The sequence below is a fragment of the Legionella sp. genome, from assembly GCF_047605385.1.
Classification (GTDB): Bacteria; Pseudomonadota; Gammaproteobacteria; order Legionellales; family Legionellaceae; genus Legionella.
On sequence record NZ_JASGFU010000021.1, the window covers coordinates 25,916 to 44,632 of the forward strand.

The following is an 18,717-nucleotide window of genomic DNA, read 5'->3' on the forward strand; positions in this document are numbered from 1 at the left end:
TTTTACATTATTTTTTTAAAAGCTTCTTTACCTGATTTAAAAAATCGCCTAATCTTAAACCAACGTTTAGGGGTAACATTTTAGACATTTAGGAGAGTCGCTTATGCGAAAATTAGTACTCTGGGGACACGGTGTTGATGAGTATCGTGAGATGTTTGATTTGTCTCAAGAGGATATGAGTTCCCGGATTTTAGAATACGGATGCGGCCCAAGCGCTGTGAATACACAGCAATTTCATGAAGCACACAAAGCAGTTAGTTGTGATCCCTTATTTGTTTTAGATAAAGATACCTTATTATCTAAATCAGTGATGATTTTTGCCCAAATGGTCGATGAAGTTCGCCAGGCACAGCATCAATTTGATTTCAGTCGTATAGGAAGTTTAGAGCAACTTATTGAGCAGCGCAAAAATGGAATGAAACAGTTCTTTGCTGATTATGAGCAAGGCAAGAAAGAAGAGCGTTACTACGGAGCTGCTGATTATCACTTACCTTATCCTGATTTTTCTTTTGACTATGCACTTAGCGCCCATTATTTATTCGCTGATTTGGAGAATCAATCGATTGATTTTCATGTGCAGATAATTCGTGAGTTAGCACGTGCGGCCAAAGAAGTACGAATTTTCCCTTTAATCGATTGCAATGGAAAAACTTCAGAGTTTTTAAATCCAGTGCTTTTACACCTGCAACGGGAAAATTACGGTGTTGAAGTTAGAGAAGTAGATTACCATTTACATAAAGCAGAAAATGCCATGCTGCGAGTATGGGCTCAGAAGTGTGATGTTTAATATGTATTCTGTTGTACGCCCTTTATTGTTTTCTATGGATGCAGAAAGGGCACATTCCTTTAGCTTAGCTGCCTTACATTATTTACCTCAAATCTGTTTTAAACCAATTTCTACTAATACAGTTCATTCTATGGGCCTGCAATTTCCTCATGCAGTAGGTTTGGCTGCGGGCCTGGATAAAAACGGCGAACATTTGGATGCTTTAGCCAAATTAGGCTTTGCTTTTATTGAGTTAGGAACGGTAACACCAAAACCACAGGTTGGTAATCCCAAGCCACGTTTGTTTCGTATTCCTCAAGCTCAGGCCATTATCAATCGTATGGGATTTAATAATCAGGGTGTGGATGCATTAATTGCTCATGTACAGCGCGCTAGATATCAAGGTGTGTTAGGGATCAATATTGGCAAAAATAAGGATACACCTTTGGATAAGGCGGTAGAAGATTATCGTTATTGTTTACAAAAGGTTTATCCATATGCTTCTTATATAACAATTAATATTTCATCGCCCAATACTCCTGATTTACGTCAATTACAACAAAGAGAGTATTTTTCTAACTTACTGAAGCAATTAGTGGCAGAACAGAATCAATTAGCACAAAGACATCAACATGATGTTCCTTTGGTTGTTAAGATTTCTCCTGATGAAGATCCAGAAACGTTAAAACAAATGACAGATGTCATTTTAACTCAGGGGATTGCTGGCATTATTGCGACCAATACAACCTGTAGTCGTGAAGGAGTTAATCATTTGCGTCATGGTGATGAATCAGGAGGCTTAAGTGGTCGGCCGGTGCACGAATTATCTTTGCAGTGTTTACGTTTGTTAAAACGTTATGTGGGCGATGCAGTTACTTTAATAGGCGTTGGAGGCATTGATAGTTGTGAGAGTGCCCAAGCTAAATTAGAAGCCGGCGCATCTTTAATTCAGATTTATAGTGGTTTGATTTATCAAGGGCCACAGCTTGTTCGTGACTTAGCAGTTGGACTAAATAGAAAATGAAATGTATTACCAAGGAAATGGCAGCAAAAATGGAAGGGTGCATTAAACAAACTCATATTGAAGTAACAAAGCAGTATGAGCACGGGCGTTTCTTGGAGCTTAGTGGCGGTGCAGCCTGTTTTTCGGGTTTTGATTCGTATTTATCACAGGTAGTAGGTTGGGGCTTTGCTACTTTGCCTAAACAGTTTAAATCTGAAATTGAGCAGATAGAACACTTTTATAAAAAACATCAACATCAGCGAGTAGATATTGAGTTATGTCCCTTCATTGGAAATGATTTACCGATTTTTTTAAGTCAACGCGGTTATCAGATCAGTGAAATGAATAATGTTTCTGCCTTGAGTTTAAATACTTATCGATCAGTGGATGTGAAAGAAAAGCAATTTATGATTCGCAAAGTGCAAGCAGATGAATTAAAGACTTGGGCAATGCATGTTGCGCTGGGGTTTGGCTATCCTGAAGCACAAGAACAATTTTATCGTTACGTACAAGCCAATGGTGTGCATACTTTTGCTGTTTATAAACAAGAAGAAATGGTTGCTGGGGCTGTCATTGCTATGTATGGCGAGTTGTGTGATTTGGGAGTCACTAGTACATCGCCTGCGTACCGAGGGATGGGATTACAAAAGAAATTGTTACAAGCTCGGTTGAATTTTGCGCAAGAACACGGGCTGTCTTGGGCCATTGTGACTACAGAGCCTGGTACGATTTCGGACGCAAATGTACAAAAAATTGGATTTCAGTGCGTTTATACACGGATTAAGATGACCTTGGAGCGTTAATTTGTTTATAGATAGAGGTTAAGATTAAATTAGCACTTCTGACCAATAAGAGGTACAATTCGTCCCATTTGCTAGCAAAACAAGTCCCAGTTGATGAAAAAGAAACTCACAGTTAAAACCAGCATCTTATATAAACGCCTGCTTTCTTATGTCAAACCGTTTTGGCCAATCTTGGTTTTAGGCATTGGTGCTAATATTCTTTACTCATTAATTGATGCTGGGTTTACCTACATGATGCGTCCCTTTTTTGATAAAGGATTTATCAATATCGATATGGGTTTCATTAAAAAAATCCCTTACATCGTATTGGTTGGTATTACTCTAAGAGGCCTAGTCAGCTCTCTTGGTAGTTACTGTATGACTTGGGTTGCGCGTTCTGTGGTTAAGGTATTGCGTGAAAAAGTATTTAATCACGTGCTACGATTACCTGCTGATTTTTATGATGAGGCAACTTCCGGCCAATTACTTTCGAAAATTCTTTATGATGTTGAGCAAGTAGCGCAAGTAAGTGCCGAAGCACTAACTGATTTTGTCCAGAATACCTGTCTCATTATGGGCTTACTTACCGTAATGATGGTAATTTGTTGGCAACTGTCCTTAATGTTTTTACTTACCATCCCGTTTGTCGGAATTATTGTTAATTATACCAACAAGAGAGTACGTCGCATCAGTCATAAAGTACAAAAAACTATGGGTGAGGTGACGGAAATTGCTAGTGAGGCCATTGATGGTTATCGCGTGGTGCGCATCTTTGGTGGTATTGATTATGAATCTGGAAAATTCGGCAAAGCTATTGAACGCTCACGACAAAATGACATGAAAGTTGCTGTGAGTAAAGCCATTAATGTCTCTGGGGTACAGGTTGTCATTGCCATTGGGATTGCTGTCATTATTGCTGCGGCCATTCAATTGTCTACTCTAGTCATTATTTCAGCAGGCTCGTTTTTAGCCATTATTGCCGCAATGTTGCAATTGATTAAACCGATGAAAACATTAACCACTTTAAATGCCGTTATCCAAAAAGGACTCGCTGGTGCTGAAAGTGTATTTAACCTTTTGGATAAGCCAATCGAAAAAAATGCAGGAATTGTGCTGCCAACTCGAGCAAGAGGAGATATTGAATTTAAAAAAGTTTCCTATGCTTATCGACAAGGCCAGGAAGTATTGCATGCTGTAAGTTTTACAATAGAAGCAGGTAAAACGGTTGCCCTGGTAGGGCACTCAGGAAGCGGTAAAACCACCATCGCCAGCTTATTACCGCGTTTTTATGAAGTAGTTTCAGGAGAAATTACGCTTGATAATACGCCAATAAACCACATAAGCCCTGTCAGTTTGCGCGAACAAATGGCGTTGGTAAGTCAGCATGTGACTTTATTTAATGATACTTTAGCCAATAATATTGCCTATGGACGTCATGATGTGACTCGTGAGCAAATGATTCATGCGGCAAAATTAGCTTTTGCCGATGAGTTCATTAGTAAATTGCCTCAAGGTTATGACACACGGGTTGGTGAAAATGGGGTACTCTTATCGGGTGGTCAGCGTCAGCGAATCGCTATTGCGCGCGCTATTTTAAAAGATGCACCGATTTTAATTCTTGATGAGGCTACTTCTGCATTGGATAGCGAATCAGAACGCTACATTCAAATCGCTTTGGAAGAGGTGATGAAAAACCGAACTACTTTAGTTATTGCACATCGCTTATCAACTATTAAAAATGCAGATAAAATTATTGTGATGCAGCAAGGGGAAATTGTCGAACAGGGGACCCATCAAGAGCTTATGAATTTACAAGGATATTATGCACAACTTCATGGAGTGCAACAGACGAATATGATGCATGAGGAACTATTAATTTGATCTCTTCATTCTTGAATAATTTATGGTATGGAAACCATCTTCTTCAATGGATTCTTAGTCCTTTTTCATTAGTCTACCATCATATCGTCTTTATAAGGCGTTGGTTTTTGCAGCGTTTTTTACAAGTGAAATGTCCAGTACCCTTGATTGTTGTTGGTAATATTAGTGTTGGTGGCGTAGGAAAAACGCCTCTGGTGATTGAGTTAGCAAAAAAACTCCAGGAAAAAGGATTAAAGGTAGGGATTGTTAGTCGTGGTTATGGGGCTCGCATAGACAATTTTCCTTATGAAGTGCAACAAGATGATGCCGCAACTCAAGTGGGTGATGAACCTTTATTATTAGCACAAAGAACACAATGCCCTGTAGTGATTGCGCCTAAACGACTTGATGCTGTACGTTATCTTTTAGAAAAACATCACAGCCAAATCATTGTTAGTGATGATGGTTTACAGCATTATCGTATGGGACGGGCAATTGAAATTGTTGTGATTGATGGTACAAGAGGGTTAGGGAATGGATTTTGCTTGCCTGCGGGCCCTTTACGCGAACCTGTACAACGGTTACAGGATGCTGATTTTATTGTAGTTAATTCCGGAACATGGAAAAATGCATATCCTATGGCTTTAACTCCTGGTAAAATAACGCAATTAACAACTGGTATTGAAATAGAAGCTGGTACATTTAAAGGTCGATGGGAGGCCATCGCTGCAATTGGCAATCCGCAACGTTTTTATTCCACTTTAAACCAAATAGGGATAGAATTCGATACCTGCTCTTACCCGGATCATTACCAGTTTAAACCCCATGACTTGGATTATGTGCAATCACCCATTATCATGACGGAAAAAGATGCAGTGAAGTGCCAAGCGTTTGGCACGGATAATATGTATTATTTACCTGTAAATGCAGTATTGGATGATGCATTTTGGAACGCATTGTGGTCACATCAACAGTTAAAAGGTTATTGCTAATTATGTTGCCTATTCGATCTTGTGCTTTTTTATTTGGGATAATTTTTTTCATCAGTGCCCCTTTGTTTGCAACCGAACTTTTAGAAGCGAAGCCTGAGGTACTACAACTGGTAGAACCTTCTGTTGGTAGTTGGACTTTTTCGGGCATGGTGAATAATGAAAGCGGTGATAAATACGGTTATTTTTTTGAAATGCAGCGTCAAGGAACTGATTTTCATACTAAAGCTGCCTTGATTGATGGGCAGACAAATCAGTTAGTATTTTATTACGAAGGCGATGAAAAAATCGTACCAAGCATTCCCTTTGATTGGCACGTGGGGCGTTCTTTTTTGCGTTTTAATCCTATTAATGACAGTTGGATCTTTGGAGTTAAGGGCAAAGATAAAAAAGGATTTAATTTTAAAGTGGACATGCTAAAGCAAGACAATCACCGCAATGAAACGTTAGTGTTACGTCCTGGTGTCCAATTGCAAGCTTTGCAGACAAGTCAATTAAATGGTCATGTGCAAGTAGATGATAAAGAGCAATTTGTTACCGGTAATAAAACTTGGTTTGGCAAGTTAGTATTGAGTGATGGTCAAAAAGATACACACGATGTCAGTACTGCTTTTTGCCGTTTGAATGATGATAATGGCTTTTATTCTGCAAATCTTAAAGAAAAAGATGCGACCAGTGCAGCTATTGCTGGTTGGTTGGATCCTGCGGGTAATCGCATAAAAATGTCACAATTTGTTTCGATTAAGTCTTTAGATAAGAAGCAAAGTGTTTTGCATATAGGTTTGCCTAAATTAACTTTAAAATTATTGAATACCTTAAAATCAGATAATCCTTCTCATTCAATTGCTGGTTTTTCTAAAGAAAGTAAAGGAGCTTTTTGTTTTGTGACGGAACACAGCTTTAAGGAACATGCTACGGTATAAATAATATTTCTAAGATAACACTCGAGAAAGTACTTCAAATTCAAACCATTCAGAAAATAAATTAAAAGAGCGCTTTTCTGGCCAAAGTTTCTCATCCTTAATAAACTGTTCCAATTCAAATTCTAACATAGGGGCTGCTTTTTTCACCAAAAATTCAGTACATTTGTTCACAGAATCTACGGATTGTGGTAGCAAATAAACGGTTGCATCTCGTTCAAGAAGAGAAAAATCGAGTTGCTCTATTTGAGTTGGCAATTCAAATTTGGAAATAAAAATCTTTTTTAGCCACGTTTTTATTGCTGGTTTTGGTTTGACTACAATAAGATATTGTTGTTTAACATTCATATGTTCTCCAGGCAATTTCGATAGTCAATAACTGTTGTATGAACTTCCACATCAAAATATTGATACAGTAACTCAAGATCAAAACGAGGAGGCCACAGTGTTTCATCCGTTGTCCAACGTGAAAACTCGCTTCTCAAAATTTGTTCTACATGGCTAACCATATAAAGGGTAAATACTTCTGATGATTGGCCGTTCGGAATTATTAATACGGTTATTCCTGAGGAAATTTCCTCAGTATTTGTTGGCATTTTTTCTTCAAGTGATAAAGTAACTTCGGTTACCCAAGCATAAAAGATTGATTTAGGACGTAATATAACAACAGCTAATTCCTTATTTCTTTTCATGATTCGCGCTTCTCTTTACCTTATGAATAAAACACAGTTCCTTATTTATATTATATACAGTCTGCTGAAATACACATAATATGATTAAATAAAAGGCATTTTGATTGTAATTGATCTATATTAAAAGTAGCTATTTACTTTATTAGACCTGACTTTGCTTGAATAGCAAAAATAAATGCAAGCATTTACAAAAAGAGATCATGATGAAACCATTAGTTCAAATGTTAGTTAAGCAGCCTTATCTTGGTACCAAATTGACACGTTTTATAAGAGGGTATAGTACAGAGGCAACGTTTCAGCCACCTATTTTGGTAGGGCCTAGTACTTTCTCTTTTCCCAAAACAACCGAAGAACGTATAGTTCCAAAGACCAAGGAGCTATTTCTTATAGGTGGCCCTGCGATGCACCAAGTTGCATTTAATTTAGCTAAGAAAGATCCATCGTCACATTTTACCTTGCTTAGTGCGTTAACATGGATAGAACAAATTCATCCAGATTGGGATAATCTTCCTTGGGGGCAATCGAGTGAATATCTACCACCATTCGCCAAAGGCATTGCGATGAAGGAATTTCCTTTTTATCCTGCTGATAAACCTTTAACTTTTGCCATGATGCGTACACTCTTACAAATTGGAAGACAAGAATTAACCAAAATTGGTGTAAAGGTCATCCCTGAACATATTGAACGATTTACCGAAACTAAGGAAGGAGCATTGATAGCAACTATTCATGGCAAGGAAGTACCATTAACTAGTCATGATGATTTCCATATTGTACATGCAGGGCGTCGACAAAAGGGTATCGAGCAATTTCAACTTTGTCACTTTGGTAGCTTTTATTCGAAATCTAAAGCAGAACATAAGGAATATCTTAGAATAATTGTTGCAGGTAGTGGTGTTAATTTGGATTGGGCTCTTCGGGATATAGAAGGGGTTTCTCGAGTAATTCATTTAATATTTGAAGGAGACAGGGAGCGACCAGATTTACGTGATAGACTTCATGGTTGTCTTAAATTCGAAGAATGCAGGTGGGAGGTGTTGGAAGATTCAATAGTGATTGAGGGCAAAGATAAATTTACAGGTAAACAATTAAACATTCGTGTTCCTAATAATGAAATTTATTCAGCAAAAGGATTAGAATTGGATACAAGCTTAACGTCTTCTATATCCTCACATAAGGTTACTACTGTGGATACGGCACCGAGTCCGGAAGCATTAAAAAAATATCTTAATGCACAAGGACAGCAAATAATACAAGCAGATGATATGCGTGGTACAAAAGTTCCAGATGGAAATATGGCAAGGAATCGTTTGGTAATTGAACATAAAATCAAGGGTGAAATACCCACTACAGAGGCACATGCAGTAATGTTTATGCCGGGATGGCAAAATGTTATAAACAAGAAGGCAATATCAATGGGTGTATGTATTGAACCAGAATTTTTCAAATCTTTAGTACCCATAATTAAGCATATATATACTCATAGTATTCCTAATGAAAACCAAATATGGAAGATAATTCAGGTTGCTTTTAATAAAGGAGTGAGTGGGCATGAGCATTCAGATCAATGGAGGCCAACGGCAGTGGATCAAAATAAAAAGCCTCTCAATTGGAATGAGTTTAAAAAGTTAATTCATACCCCAATAGAAGAGCTTATAAAAGAAGCACATGTTATTAAAGAAGAAAATGCTGAATACAAGCCTTCAATGTAATAGTTTATAAATTTTTTCTTAAAGGGGGCCCCCTGAAAGACTTACTTGTGTTAATATATTGGCCATAAGGTTTTGTATTGGAGCATTATGTGGAAATACAAGTTACCTATGATATAAATTCTAATTAATTCAGTTGCATACACAGTTTTTGACTAATGGAGAGATTATGTTATCAAGATTAACGTTGTTGAGTATAAGAAGAACTCCTCTAATAAACGGAGTTGGATTTTTTGCCAAAAATTTTAGCACCTATTTATCAGAGCCTCATAGTGCATCTTATCTTGAACAACAATTAGAGGAACTCAAAACCAAAAATATTTCTGCTGAACTTGTTACCTTACCCCAAGGAAAATTACTGGTAGGTCTTGATATCAATGAAAATGATAATGTACTGGGAGGTGGCATCCCATTATATGAGCAAGATACTCTAAATGCTCTTTCAGATGCTGAAAAAAAGCACTGGATTCACATGAGTACCACTTATTTTGCTAGAATAGCCAAATTTTCAATTAAAAAAGATACTCTCTGCGTTAAAGCTGAGACAGAAAATGGATTGCCTATTTACTATGTTCATCATAAAATGACTAAAATGGATGATTTAAAACCAGTTGAGGAGTTAATCGAATTGCCTCAAATTACCTGTTGCCGAAAAGTTCTCTAAATAAGCATGTAAATTGCAATGAAAAAATCACGTTATACAGAAACCCAGTGGGGAAGTTGGGGATGGGGCCGATGTGGTCGACAGTTCATCGATTCCAAGAGTGGCTGTGTTATCCACATCACCACTTGTAGTGTCATCCCCATTGGAGCTCCAAATAATACTCGTTGCCTGGGTGATGTGGTGAAAGGTTCTGCCTGATCTATCAGTGATACCACTTTACCGCCGATACTGCCTGTATTGGCTGTCGTATCATCTACCGAATAAAGAAACCCCCCTTGATATTGGCAGCCATAGTCCAATACCACAACATCGCTCGTTACTGCTGTGACAACATTGGTGGCACTCACTGTAATCGTGCTCGGTGTTGGCGCAATCCCTGTATTGCAGCTCGAGGTGGCGTTGTTGCCTGGGCTGATTGTAATTGTGCACGTAGCTCCTGCGGCCAGAGTAGCACTACAAAATGAAGATTAGTAGAGAGGGTGCAACTATGTGAATTTTACTGGTTAGATTAATTTTTATTCTGTCTTCTCAGGCAAGTCCTGCGAGAGAATACTCGCAAGCACCAAAGCAGCGGGGATAATAAGCAAGGCCAGTTGATAATTCCCCAAAGAGTAATGGCCAGGTTTTCCACTCAAATAATCCAATAAGTAACCGACAACAGGCTGTAGGAGTGGTGCTGATAACATTCCTAAGGTGTTGGTAAAACCAGTACATGCTGATAGAGATTCAGGCGGAGCGAGTTCATTGGCTATGGTAAAAGCAAGCATATATGCGCCACAACATAGACCAATCATAAAATAGAGAAAGCCTAGAATAAAGGCATTATGTATAGGGATAAAAAGCGCAAGTAGCATTAATCCTGCAGTAGTCAAACATGAAATGTGAATTAGTGGTTTACGTCGGCTAAGATGTATAGATAGCCAGCCATACAGAGGACAACTTAAACCTGTTCCAAATAAGATTAATGAAGTTAGAATACTTGCCATTTGAATATCACAGTCTAGCTTATGTTGTGTGAAAGGCACGGCCCACATGGCAGCAAAGACTGTAATTACAGAAAACTCTAAACCTACAAATACACCATTAATCCAGATTAATTTGTTTTTGAGTATCACTAGAAACTGTTGCTTGTAATTTTGTGGGTCATTATTGATGGGTTTACTGCTAGGAATAAAGATTCTACATAAACAGGCAATGATAAGGCCAACAATGCCTGCGATGGTGAGAAAATATCGCCAACTAATATGACTAATTAATGAACCCATGCCAATCATGCAGGTAACGGTTACTGTAAATCCCAATGTCTCCGATAAGCCAATCATAAATGCATACTGCCTGATCGGAAAGTGTTGTCGTAAAATACGGCTCATGCCCACAAAGGCAAACGCAGAACCCGCACCGATAATTAAGCGGCCACAAAATAGGGCAGTTAAACTTTGACCGCTGGCAAAAAGAAAACAGCCTAATGCGCATAGCAGGGCATTTAAGGACAATAAGGTTCGGATATTAAAGCGATCAAAAAGTAACCCAACAGGAATTTGCATGCTGGTATACACATAATAAAATGAACTGCTTAACAGTCCTGCAATGGATGCCGTGAAACCTTGCTCATGCATGATGGCACCCATGACAATGCCTGAAGATAATTGCAATAAGAACTGGAACAATAAAAAAGAAACGCCAACTGACCAAATAATGGTTCTTTGCAGGCTACTTACTGGTGTTGAATTCAATACGATTATCCGCTTTGTTTAAATAAAAGACGGAATATATAGGATTGTATATGATGTGTAAATTTATTTTAATCTTTGATTCCTCTATTATTATTCATGCTGGTTAATTAGTAAGCATTAAGAGCGATTGTTTTCTGATTCTTGTTTCAGAAATAGGTAGATGTCTAAAATTATATTTTGACCTATATGATTTTTGGGGTTGTTTTGGTCTATTTCCTCATTTGTTTGCTATGAGTGTCTATCAAAAGTTTAAGTGATTTGATGAATTTTAACGATCATGCCAATATGATCATTATCCAAATAATAAACTTGATCTTTTTTTAATCGGTGCTTTTGCGCGACGGTAAACGAAGACTGTGGATTACTCGGAGGTGATACTTGCAAATAAGCATCAAAGGTATAGTAATTAGTTTGACTTACTCGAAGCGTACCTTGTATTTGCCAGCCATTATGCTCTGTTAATGGTATTGTAACGGTACTTTGATTATTTGCAGGTTGACGCCAAGAGTAATAAGCTAAAATAGGATAAGAAGAACGTCGACTAAGTTGATAATATTCATCACTTAAGCTTGAATAGGATTTAGGTAGTAAAGCATAAGGCCTAGGAGGCTTACTAGAACTTACTTTTAAGAAAATAGCACCCTTGTTGATTGGAATAAGTGGTGCATCTTTGGGAAGTGCATCATTACGCAGCATTGTAGGATGTTGAGCAAAGATAATCAGATCAATTTGGTACTCTGATTTTGCCGCCAAAATCACAGAAGAAGACAGCATACTTAACATGAGGATGAATAGTCGTTGCATGATTCAAATTTTTATTGTTTTTCAGCATTATACTCATCAGAATTGTATTCACTCAACTACAATTTTGGGAAATTTATCTGCATAATTAAGCGGTTTTTTTGCGAGCTCAATAGCACTGCGTATTGCTGTCTTTATAAAGGCATCAGTTAGTTCATTTTGTTCGTGTGTAGCTGTAGGGGAGCCTATATCACAATCTTGACGTATTTGCGCATTTAGCGGCAATTGACCAAGTAGCATATATTGGTGAGAAGCACATAAAGCTTCAGCGCCACCAGCACCAAAAATTGCCTCTTCATGACCGCATTGACTACAGATATGTGTTGCCATATTTTCCACAATTCCCAAGACGTCAATATTCGTTGTTGAAAACATGCTTAATGCTTTTTGTGCATCTAAAGTAGCTACGTTTTGCGGAGTAGTGACTACGATTGCTGCTGTCAATGGAATTTTTTGTACCAAAGTGAGCTGGATATCTCCAGTTCCTGGGGGTAGATCAATAAATAAATAATCCAATTCATCCCATAGCGTAATGTCTAACATTTGAATTAAGGATTTAGCCAACATGGGACCACGCCACATCAAAGCCTGCTCATTATTAGTAGTGAGATAACCAATAGACATGGCCTGAATGCCGTGAGTTTGCACAGGGACATAACGATCATCGTTAACTTGTACTGGTTTTGTCTTACCTAACATTAAAGGGATACTTGGCCCATAAATATCAGCATCCAAAATTCCCACTCGTGCACCAGATCGCGCTAAAGCGATAGCAAGATTTACGGTCACCGTAGATTTGCCAACACCTCCCTTTCCTGAAGCAACGGCAATAGTATTTTTTACACCACGTAAACCTTTACCAACTAATTGTGTTTTATGTGCTTTAATCCATTGTTCGATATTGATGCTGATCGCATAGTCAGGATAGATAGCCTGCAATGCTTTTAGTAGTAAAGGTTGGTAATTTTTTTCCAATGATTGTGTAGGAAAACCGGCTAGCAAATTAATTAGCAATTGATTTCCTGAGATATCGAGGGCGCATTGTAAATTCATTTCTTTGCCTGTGAGGTTCAGAAATGGATCTTTAAGGGTATTTAATAGGTGAATTACAGTGCTCTCAACAGTCATTGCTTAGCCTTCATTGCAAAAGGTTAATCATAACGTAGCCTGACACTGTTGCATAGTGCTTAGCTATTCTCTATGATAAATGGTCACTCAATTTAACGGACTATAAAACTTAAGGTAGCATAGGATTTGCTATGAAAAAAAATGAATTCTTTTTAAGAATACTTTGCTTTACTTATTCTTTATGCATGACAGTCTTTGCGCATGCAACATCAACACCAATGTTTACCTTTGCAGCACTAACCCCCACGACCGCTTCCATAGCCAATAATGAAAATGCCATTGTTCAATATATAGTCACAAATATGTCGCCTAAGGCTCATACACTGATGATGATGCCTGTATCTGGTATCACGCAAATAACAAGCCCTGGGAATTGTCCCAGTCCTTTTATTCTTGCTGCTAGGCAATCTTGTACGCTTACCTTACAGATTTATGGTAATCAAATATCCTCTCATTTAGTTGGAGGACCCAAAGTATGCCAACAAGGGCCTAATGGGAAACCCAGTCCGTATCAATGTTATCAACCAAGCCCGGCAAATATTTTAAATATTAGTGTGGCTACAGCGCACCCTCTTATTTTATATGCGGGCACACAAGCTGGGAATGTGTATTACTCAATAAATGAAGGCAATACCTGGACTGCGACTAATCCTCCGGCAGCAGGTAATGCCATTAATAGTATTACCGCGACGAGCACAATATTATATACGGGTAATGCGAATGGTCGCATTTACTCTTCATTCAATAATGGTCAAACTTGGTCGTCTATTGCGACACCGGCCCCTGGTTTTGCGGTAAATGGTCTTTATATTTCTGCAAATTATAAACTCTATGTTGCTAGTGCAAATGGTTATATCTTTATTTGCGCTCTTAATGGAACTAATTGTCTACCTACCACTTCACCTGCATCAGGCTCTGCAGTCAATAGCGTTTTTGTAAGGGCTAATCTGGTGTATGCGGCAAGCGCAAACGGGTATGTTTATTATTCTGATAACAATGGGCTTACGTGGAGCGCTATTAATGGCCAACCTGATGGCAGTGCAGTAAAAACAGTATATGTTGCTACAAATACTTTATATGTAGGAACTGCAAATGAGTATGTATACACAAGTACAGCCTTAGCTGGTGGTGGTACCTGGACTTCTTATGCACAAACAGTATACAGCTTATTTGTTAATGCAAATGGCTCAATAATCAATGCCGGTACTCAAGGGGGTTACGTCTTCTCATTAGTTAGCGGTAATGAGCTTGGTTTCATTACCTATAGCCCAATTAATAGTGTGTGGGGATAAAGAATATTAAACCCCAATTTTTACCATGGAGGTAATTAATGTTTACAATACTCCGAATCATCATTTCTATTGGTTCATTGGCTTTGCTTATACCTGATGCTTGGGCTAACGTGGATATAAAACAAGTGAATTTTCATAATGTTGAGTTTTCGTCATTGCAACAGGCGCAATTGATTGGGCCTGTCAATCCGCAACAAGAAATAACCTTCACCGTTTGGCTTAAACTCCGAAATAAAAATCAGCTTGAGCAATTTATCAGTGAATTATATAACCCACAGAGTTTTTCTTATCAAAAATTTTTAACCAAACAGGAATATAATACAAATTATGCTCCGGATGCACAGGCAGCACAAAAGGTAGAAAATTATTTTCGCTCCCAAGGAATGCAAACCAAAAGGGTTTACACAACAATTCAGGTGACAGGAACTGCGAGTAAAATTGAACAAGTATTAAAGATAAACTTTAATAATTATCGCCATAAGAATAAACTTGTTTATGGAAATGCTTCTGAACCAAAACTAAATTTTGATATTGCTCAATATGTATCAAACATTAGTGATCTCAGTAATATTTCTTACGGCCATCCTAAAATCCATCGTCGCTCATCAGAAGAAATAGCATCGCAAGTAAACCAAAAAGTAGAAATACTGAATTTGCGGTGGGATTCATTTGTGCCTACAGCTATTCCTACAACAATTTCTTTGCAAGGTTTTACCGGTCAGCAAATACGAATGGCTTATAATGTTGCTAATGTTGCTCCGATTAATCAGACAGTCATTGATGGTAGTGGGCAAACGATTATTATTGTTGATGGTTGTGGTACAGGTACTGCCGACGACATTATGAACGAGGCCAATAATTATAATAACGCCAATTCGTTACCACAGTTTAATGTGAGTAATTTTGCAGTAGTTGACTATCAAGGTCAGCCCTATGTCAGAGGTTCTATAACGTGTAGTGGCGCCTCTGATTGGGACGGTGAAATCGCTCTTGATGTCGAAGCATCGCATACGATGGCCCCAGGAGCCAATATTGTATTGGTAATGACCAATGATGTGAACAATACCCAAGTAGCAACAGCAATCCATACAATTATTGATAATCAATTCTCTCTTGGTGGTTTTCCTAATGCTTATGTGGTTTCTAATAGCTGGGATAATAATGATGATTCACAGAATGAACCTCTGGATAGCACATTGCAAACGGCTGCAGCCATGGGTTTAAGTCTTAATTTTGCAGCGGGTGATTGTGGTGATCAAACCTATAATAGCTCTTGGTCTTGTTCAAGTTATGGCAGCAGTCCTTCAATCCAATATCCGGTGAGTTCTGCTTATGTGACCGCAGTATCCGGCTCCAGTTTATTTGTTGATGCTCACTATAATTATGCATTTGAATCAGGTTGGGGTAATTACCGAAATGGTCATCCCTATTCAGGGAGTATGGGCGGAATCAGTCAATGGCGTAGTTTCCCATCTTGGCAAGCGCCTATTAGTAATTTTATCGCAGGTGGTTATGGTGTGGTAGGTAGTCACAATCGAGCGATTCCTGATATTGCTATGGATGCAGATTATTACACAGGATTGATTATTTATCAGGGAGGTTCTTTTTACAAAACAGGCGGGGCGAGTCAGTCCACACCATTATTTTCTGGTGTTCTTACTTTGGTTAATCAGGTGCGTACACTTTTAAACAATGATGTGCCAAAACCAATAGGTTTGGCAGCACCTTATTTTTACACCTTTAATAATCAGTTACTTCATGACAAAGCAATAAATCTCATCACACCACCTCATCAAATAATCAGTGGTGCAACACCGGTAAACAATGCTCCTGTTGGTTCTACACCGCCTAATTCTGCGTTTAATCTTACTGTGGGCGCAGATATTATTACCTTTAATTGGGATGGTGTACTTAGTATTATCGAGAGTCAATTTTGGAATGATGTAGTCGGTGTGGGCTCGCCTAATGTACCTAATTTTGTTCGCGTTATGTCGCAATTATAGGTAACAATGCTATTAACTGTACAAACATTGGGTAATAGCTCAGCCCCTCCCATCACTGATGTTGGTCACGTGGAGTACGTCATCCCGATCCTGAATGTAGTATAGACGTTGTGTATGAGTATTGTACCCTATTTAAGAGATTTTTCGTCGTAAACATCCTTTGGATGACGGGACTTTTCAGGGCCTCTGAGCTATTACCTGTAACCCAGAGAGGGCTCTTCTAGAATGCCTCTTTGTGTTTTTAAACTCATTATCCAAATAAAGTTCAATAGAAAGTTTCTCCATTCTAATGTCCTTTTTTATATAACCTCAACACCATTATATGAATATGAGGTATTTCTATCGAAATCAGATTTAAAACAAAATAATACTATTTTTTTTCAAAATGTCCATTCATGATTCTGTTATTGGCGTTGTTTTAAAACTTGGATATTCGACATTAAATAGAAATGGCGTATGTCATGGGATTTCTGTTCGATGGATAGAAGCCTGTCTTCTAGGGGAAGAGCGGTTGTTTGATGCTCGAATTAAACGCATTGAGCATCTCATTTCTTCAGGTGAAGACATTACTCAATTAGTTAGTGCGGTTAAAGCAAAAAAAGGCAAAAATTTAACGAAAGAAGATCAGGAATTGTTCGATGTTCTTGCTTTTTTTGATAGTTTAGAATTATATCATTTACCGCACATACATTCTGATCTGTTTAATCTACCTTATCATAGTAACCAGGATAACATTGCTTTTCATTCTAATTTTGCAGCATCGGAGCAAATTAGTATTTTAGGTGGTTTGGCTCAGGTTTATTCTGAGCCTTTGATTCTTACAGAAGCGGAATTAAAGGACTATTTAGATCACTTAGGTTCAATTTTACGAGAAGGTTCTGATAAAGCAACAGAAACTTTCGGAGTGATTCTAGGTAGTTCTAATCACACCATTGCATTGAACTATAAGCCTATGATTGGGTGGAGCTTGATGGATATTAATCAATATCCTTCACAATTATTTAAGACGGAAGATACAGCGTTACTCGCAAAAAAAATAAAGGAGGGCTTCCTTAATGAAATGAATGTTAATCAATCTCCTTTTCAATTCTGGGGTTCCCTTTTTAACTTGTCAATCCCATTTAATGCTAGAATTTTCACAACAAAAAATAATACATTATTACCCCAGCTGGCAGAGCAATTAGCATTATTTCAATCAACTCATGAAATAACCAAAAAGGAAGCATCAAGAGAATATGCTGGAGTAAGTTTAGCCTACATTGCAGCACGAGAAGGTAATGTTCCAGTCATAGCCGAGCTCGTTAAGAATGGTGCCGATTTAAATCGAGCGTTCATCACTTCATCTTATAATTTCAAGACATTGGTTAAATCAAAAGGACTAGGGGTTATCTCCAGAATGAACTCGTTTCTTGAGCAGCATCAAGATAAAAATAAGATTGCAATGACGCCTTATGACATCGCTGTCATCATGGGGCATCCAGTAAAACAAATAAAAGATATGTTAAAAAATAAAACAGATAGTATTCTAGAGAGTGCTATAAACTCCAAGAAGTGGGAGGTTTTATTGTCTATCTGTAATCTCACCACAGAAAACCGGCCAGATATAGAACACTGAATAAAATTCTAAATGTAGCTTTGAAAGAAAATGCACGACTGGCAGCGGATAGCCGATCTGATAAAATATTAATAAGCGTTATTCATAGTGCAGAAAATGCAATAAAAGTCGATAAATTATATCGCTGCATTACTGAGCTTAATAAACATGGTCACTATGCAATAAATCAAGCAAAGCAACTGAGCGAACTAGTTAATCGTTTCGTTGAAGTACGAAAACAAAGCGCTACAAGTAAGGATTTACTCGTCATAAGAGAAGAGTTTAAATACAAGCTACAAGAAAACTATCGGAAAATGGGGAGGCACAGCCAATTATGGGGATTGATGTTAGATAACATCTCTATGGAAGCAACAGCTGTAGGTTTAGGTTCTTCATTTGCTAAGACGATGCTTCAAGCCAGAACAGGTTTTTTTGCTCCTAAAAATCTTGACAAGAATGTCCAGCGGTCTGAACAAAAGACACAATCTGATCAAACAAGACCTAGTAAGCCATGGAAATAATTATAATTGCTCAGATTGACTGTCCATATGATAAAATTAATTATCTCTAAGTTCCATGAACAAAATTTTTATGGATACAAAAAAAGTAATAACTGAAGCATTAGGCTCTATTGAATTAAAAGAAGACTATCAACGACATCAAGTATACGAACTTTCTAAAATAAAACTTCATATTTCTGAGAAAAAAATGAGGTCATTGCTCGCATAATGGCGTCAACTTAAGGATTTTTAAATAGAGTTGTAGGTTGGGCCTTGGCCCA

General features: G+C 37.9%; 18 protein-coding genes. 12 read left to right on the top strand and 6 right to left on the bottom strand.

The features are described from left to right. Positions 1-103: 103 nt before the first annotated feature. From QM652_RS06835 to QM652_RS06860, 6 genes are all read left to right on the top strand, one after another. Positions 104-787 carry a hypothetical protein gene (locus tag QM652_RS06835; RefSeq protein ID WP_415074141.1) on the top strand — a complete coding sequence of 228 codons (684 nt, stop codon included), beginning with the start codon at positions 104-106 and terminating at the stop codon, positions 785-787. Between the two features lies 1 nt (position 788). Beyond that, positions 789-1,790 carry a quinone-dependent dihydroorotate dehydrogenase gene (locus QM652_RS06840; protein WP_415074174.1) on the top strand — a complete coding sequence of 334 codons (1,002 nt, stop codon included), beginning with the start codon at positions 789-791 and terminating at the stop codon, positions 1,788-1,790. Beyond that, complete coding sequence (locus QM652_RS06845; RefSeq protein WP_415074143.1) at positions 1,787-2,572, top strand: GNAT family N-acetyltransferase; 786 nt, start codon at positions 1,787-1,789, stop codon at positions 2,570-2,572. Before QM652_RS06840 ends, QM652_RS06845 begins: the two co-directional genes overlap by 4 nt. Before the next feature lie 93 nt (positions 2,573-2,665). Then, positions 2,666-4,432, top strand: a complete 1,767-nt coding sequence (gene msbA, locus QM652_RS06850) for a lipid A export permease/ATP-binding protein MsbA (RefSeq protein ID WP_415074145.1) — start codon at positions 2,666-2,668, stop codon at positions 4,430-4,432. Further along, positions 4,432-5,403: a tetraacyldisaccharide 4'-kinase gene (lpxK, locus tag QM652_RS06855; RefSeq protein ID WP_415074176.1), complete on the top strand. Its 972-nt coding sequence runs from the start codon at positions 4,432-4,434 to the stop codon at positions 5,401-5,403. Before msbA ends, lpxK begins: the two co-directional genes overlap by 1 nt. A gap of 2 nt (positions 5,404-5,405) precedes the next feature. Continuing rightward, positions 5,406-6,323, top strand: coding sequence for a hypothetical protein (locus QM652_RS06860; RefSeq protein WP_415074147.1), 918 nt, complete (start codon positions 5,406-5,408; stop codon positions 6,321-6,323). Positions 6,324-6,332: 9 nt separating this feature from the next. On the opposite strand, the gene QM652_RS06865 is transcribed toward QM652_RS06860, so the two are convergent. Further along, positions 6,333-6,668, bottom strand: coding sequence for a hypothetical protein (locus QM652_RS06865; RefSeq protein WP_415074149.1), 336 nt, complete (start codon positions 6,666-6,668; stop codon positions 6,333-6,335). Continuing rightward, positions 6,665-7,012 (bottom strand): hypothetical protein, encoded by a 348-nt coding sequence (locus QM652_RS06870; RefSeq protein WP_415074151.1) that lies wholly within the window; start codon positions 7,010-7,012, stop codon positions 6,665-6,667. The genes QM652_RS06865 and QM652_RS06870 overlap by 4 nt, the downstream gene beginning before the upstream one ends. 200 nt (positions 7,013-7,212) lie before the next feature. On the opposite strand from QM652_RS06870, the gene QM652_RS06875 reads away from it, so the two are divergent. Both QM652_RS06875 and QM652_RS06880 read left to right on the top strand, forming a co-directional pair. Further along, positions 7,213-8,724: a hypothetical protein gene (locus QM652_RS06875; RefSeq protein ID WP_415074153.1), complete on the top strand. Its 1,512-nt coding sequence runs from the start codon at positions 7,213-7,215 to the stop codon at positions 8,722-8,724. Positions 8,725-8,890: 166 nt separating this feature from the next. After that, positions 8,891-9,385 carry a hypothetical protein gene (locus tag QM652_RS06880; protein WP_415074155.1) on the top strand — a complete coding sequence of 165 codons (495 nt, stop codon included), beginning with the start codon at positions 8,891-8,893 and terminating at the stop codon, positions 9,383-9,385. A gap of 32 nt (positions 9,386-9,417) precedes the next feature. Here the strand turns inward: QM652_RS06880 and QM652_RS06885 are convergent, their stop codons facing one another. The 4 genes from QM652_RS06885 to apbC form a co-directional block, all read right to left on the bottom strand. Beyond that, positions 9,418-9,732, bottom strand: a complete 315-nt coding sequence (locus tag QM652_RS06885; protein WP_415074157.1) for a hypothetical protein — start codon at positions 9,730-9,732, stop codon at positions 9,418-9,420. A gap of 168 nt (positions 9,733-9,900) precedes the next feature. Beyond that, a complete protein-coding gene (locus tag QM652_RS06890; RefSeq protein WP_415074159.1) occupies positions 9,901-11,118 on the bottom strand; it encodes an MFS transporter in 1,218 nt (405 codons plus the stop codon). 249 nt (positions 11,119-11,367) lie between these two features. After that, on the bottom strand, positions 11,368-11,922 hold the full coding sequence (locus QM652_RS06895) for a CsiV family protein (protein WP_415074161.1): 555 nt from the start codon (positions 11,920-11,922) through the stop codon (positions 11,368-11,370). A gap of 48 nt (positions 11,923-11,970) precedes the next feature. Further along, positions 11,971-13,047 carry an iron-sulfur cluster carrier protein ApbC gene (gene apbC, locus QM652_RS06900; protein WP_415074163.1) on the bottom strand — a complete coding sequence of 359 codons (1,077 nt, stop codon included), beginning with the start codon at positions 13,045-13,047 and terminating at the stop codon, positions 11,971-11,973. A gap of 131 nt (positions 13,048-13,178) precedes the next feature. Here apbC and QM652_RS06905 point away from each other — a divergent pair, with 131 nt between their 5' ends. From QM652_RS06905 to QM652_RS06920, 4 genes are all read left to right on the top strand, one after another. Continuing rightward, positions 13,179-14,339: a WD40/YVTN/BNR-like repeat-containing protein gene (locus QM652_RS06905; protein WP_415074165.1), complete on the top strand. Its 1,161-nt coding sequence runs from the start codon at positions 13,179-13,181 to the stop codon at positions 14,337-14,339. A gap of 38 nt (positions 14,340-14,377) precedes the next feature. Next, entirely contained in the window at positions 14,378-16,342 is a 1,965-nt protein-coding gene (locus QM652_RS06910; protein ID WP_415074167.1) for a S53 family peptidase, read from the top strand. Between the two features lie 385 nt (positions 16,343-16,727). Beyond that, the gene (locus QM652_RS06915; RefSeq protein WP_415074169.1) at positions 16,728-17,957 is read left to right on the top strand and encodes a hypothetical protein; all 1,230 of its coding nucleotides are present in this window, start codon (positions 16,728-16,730) and stop codon (positions 17,955-17,957) included. Positions 17,958-17,977: 20 nt separating this feature from the next. Further along, complete coding sequence (locus QM652_RS06920) at positions 17,978-18,457, top strand: hypothetical protein (RefSeq protein ID WP_415074171.1); 480 nt, start codon at positions 17,978-17,980, stop codon at positions 18,455-18,457. Positions 18,458-18,717 lie beyond the last annotated feature (260 nt).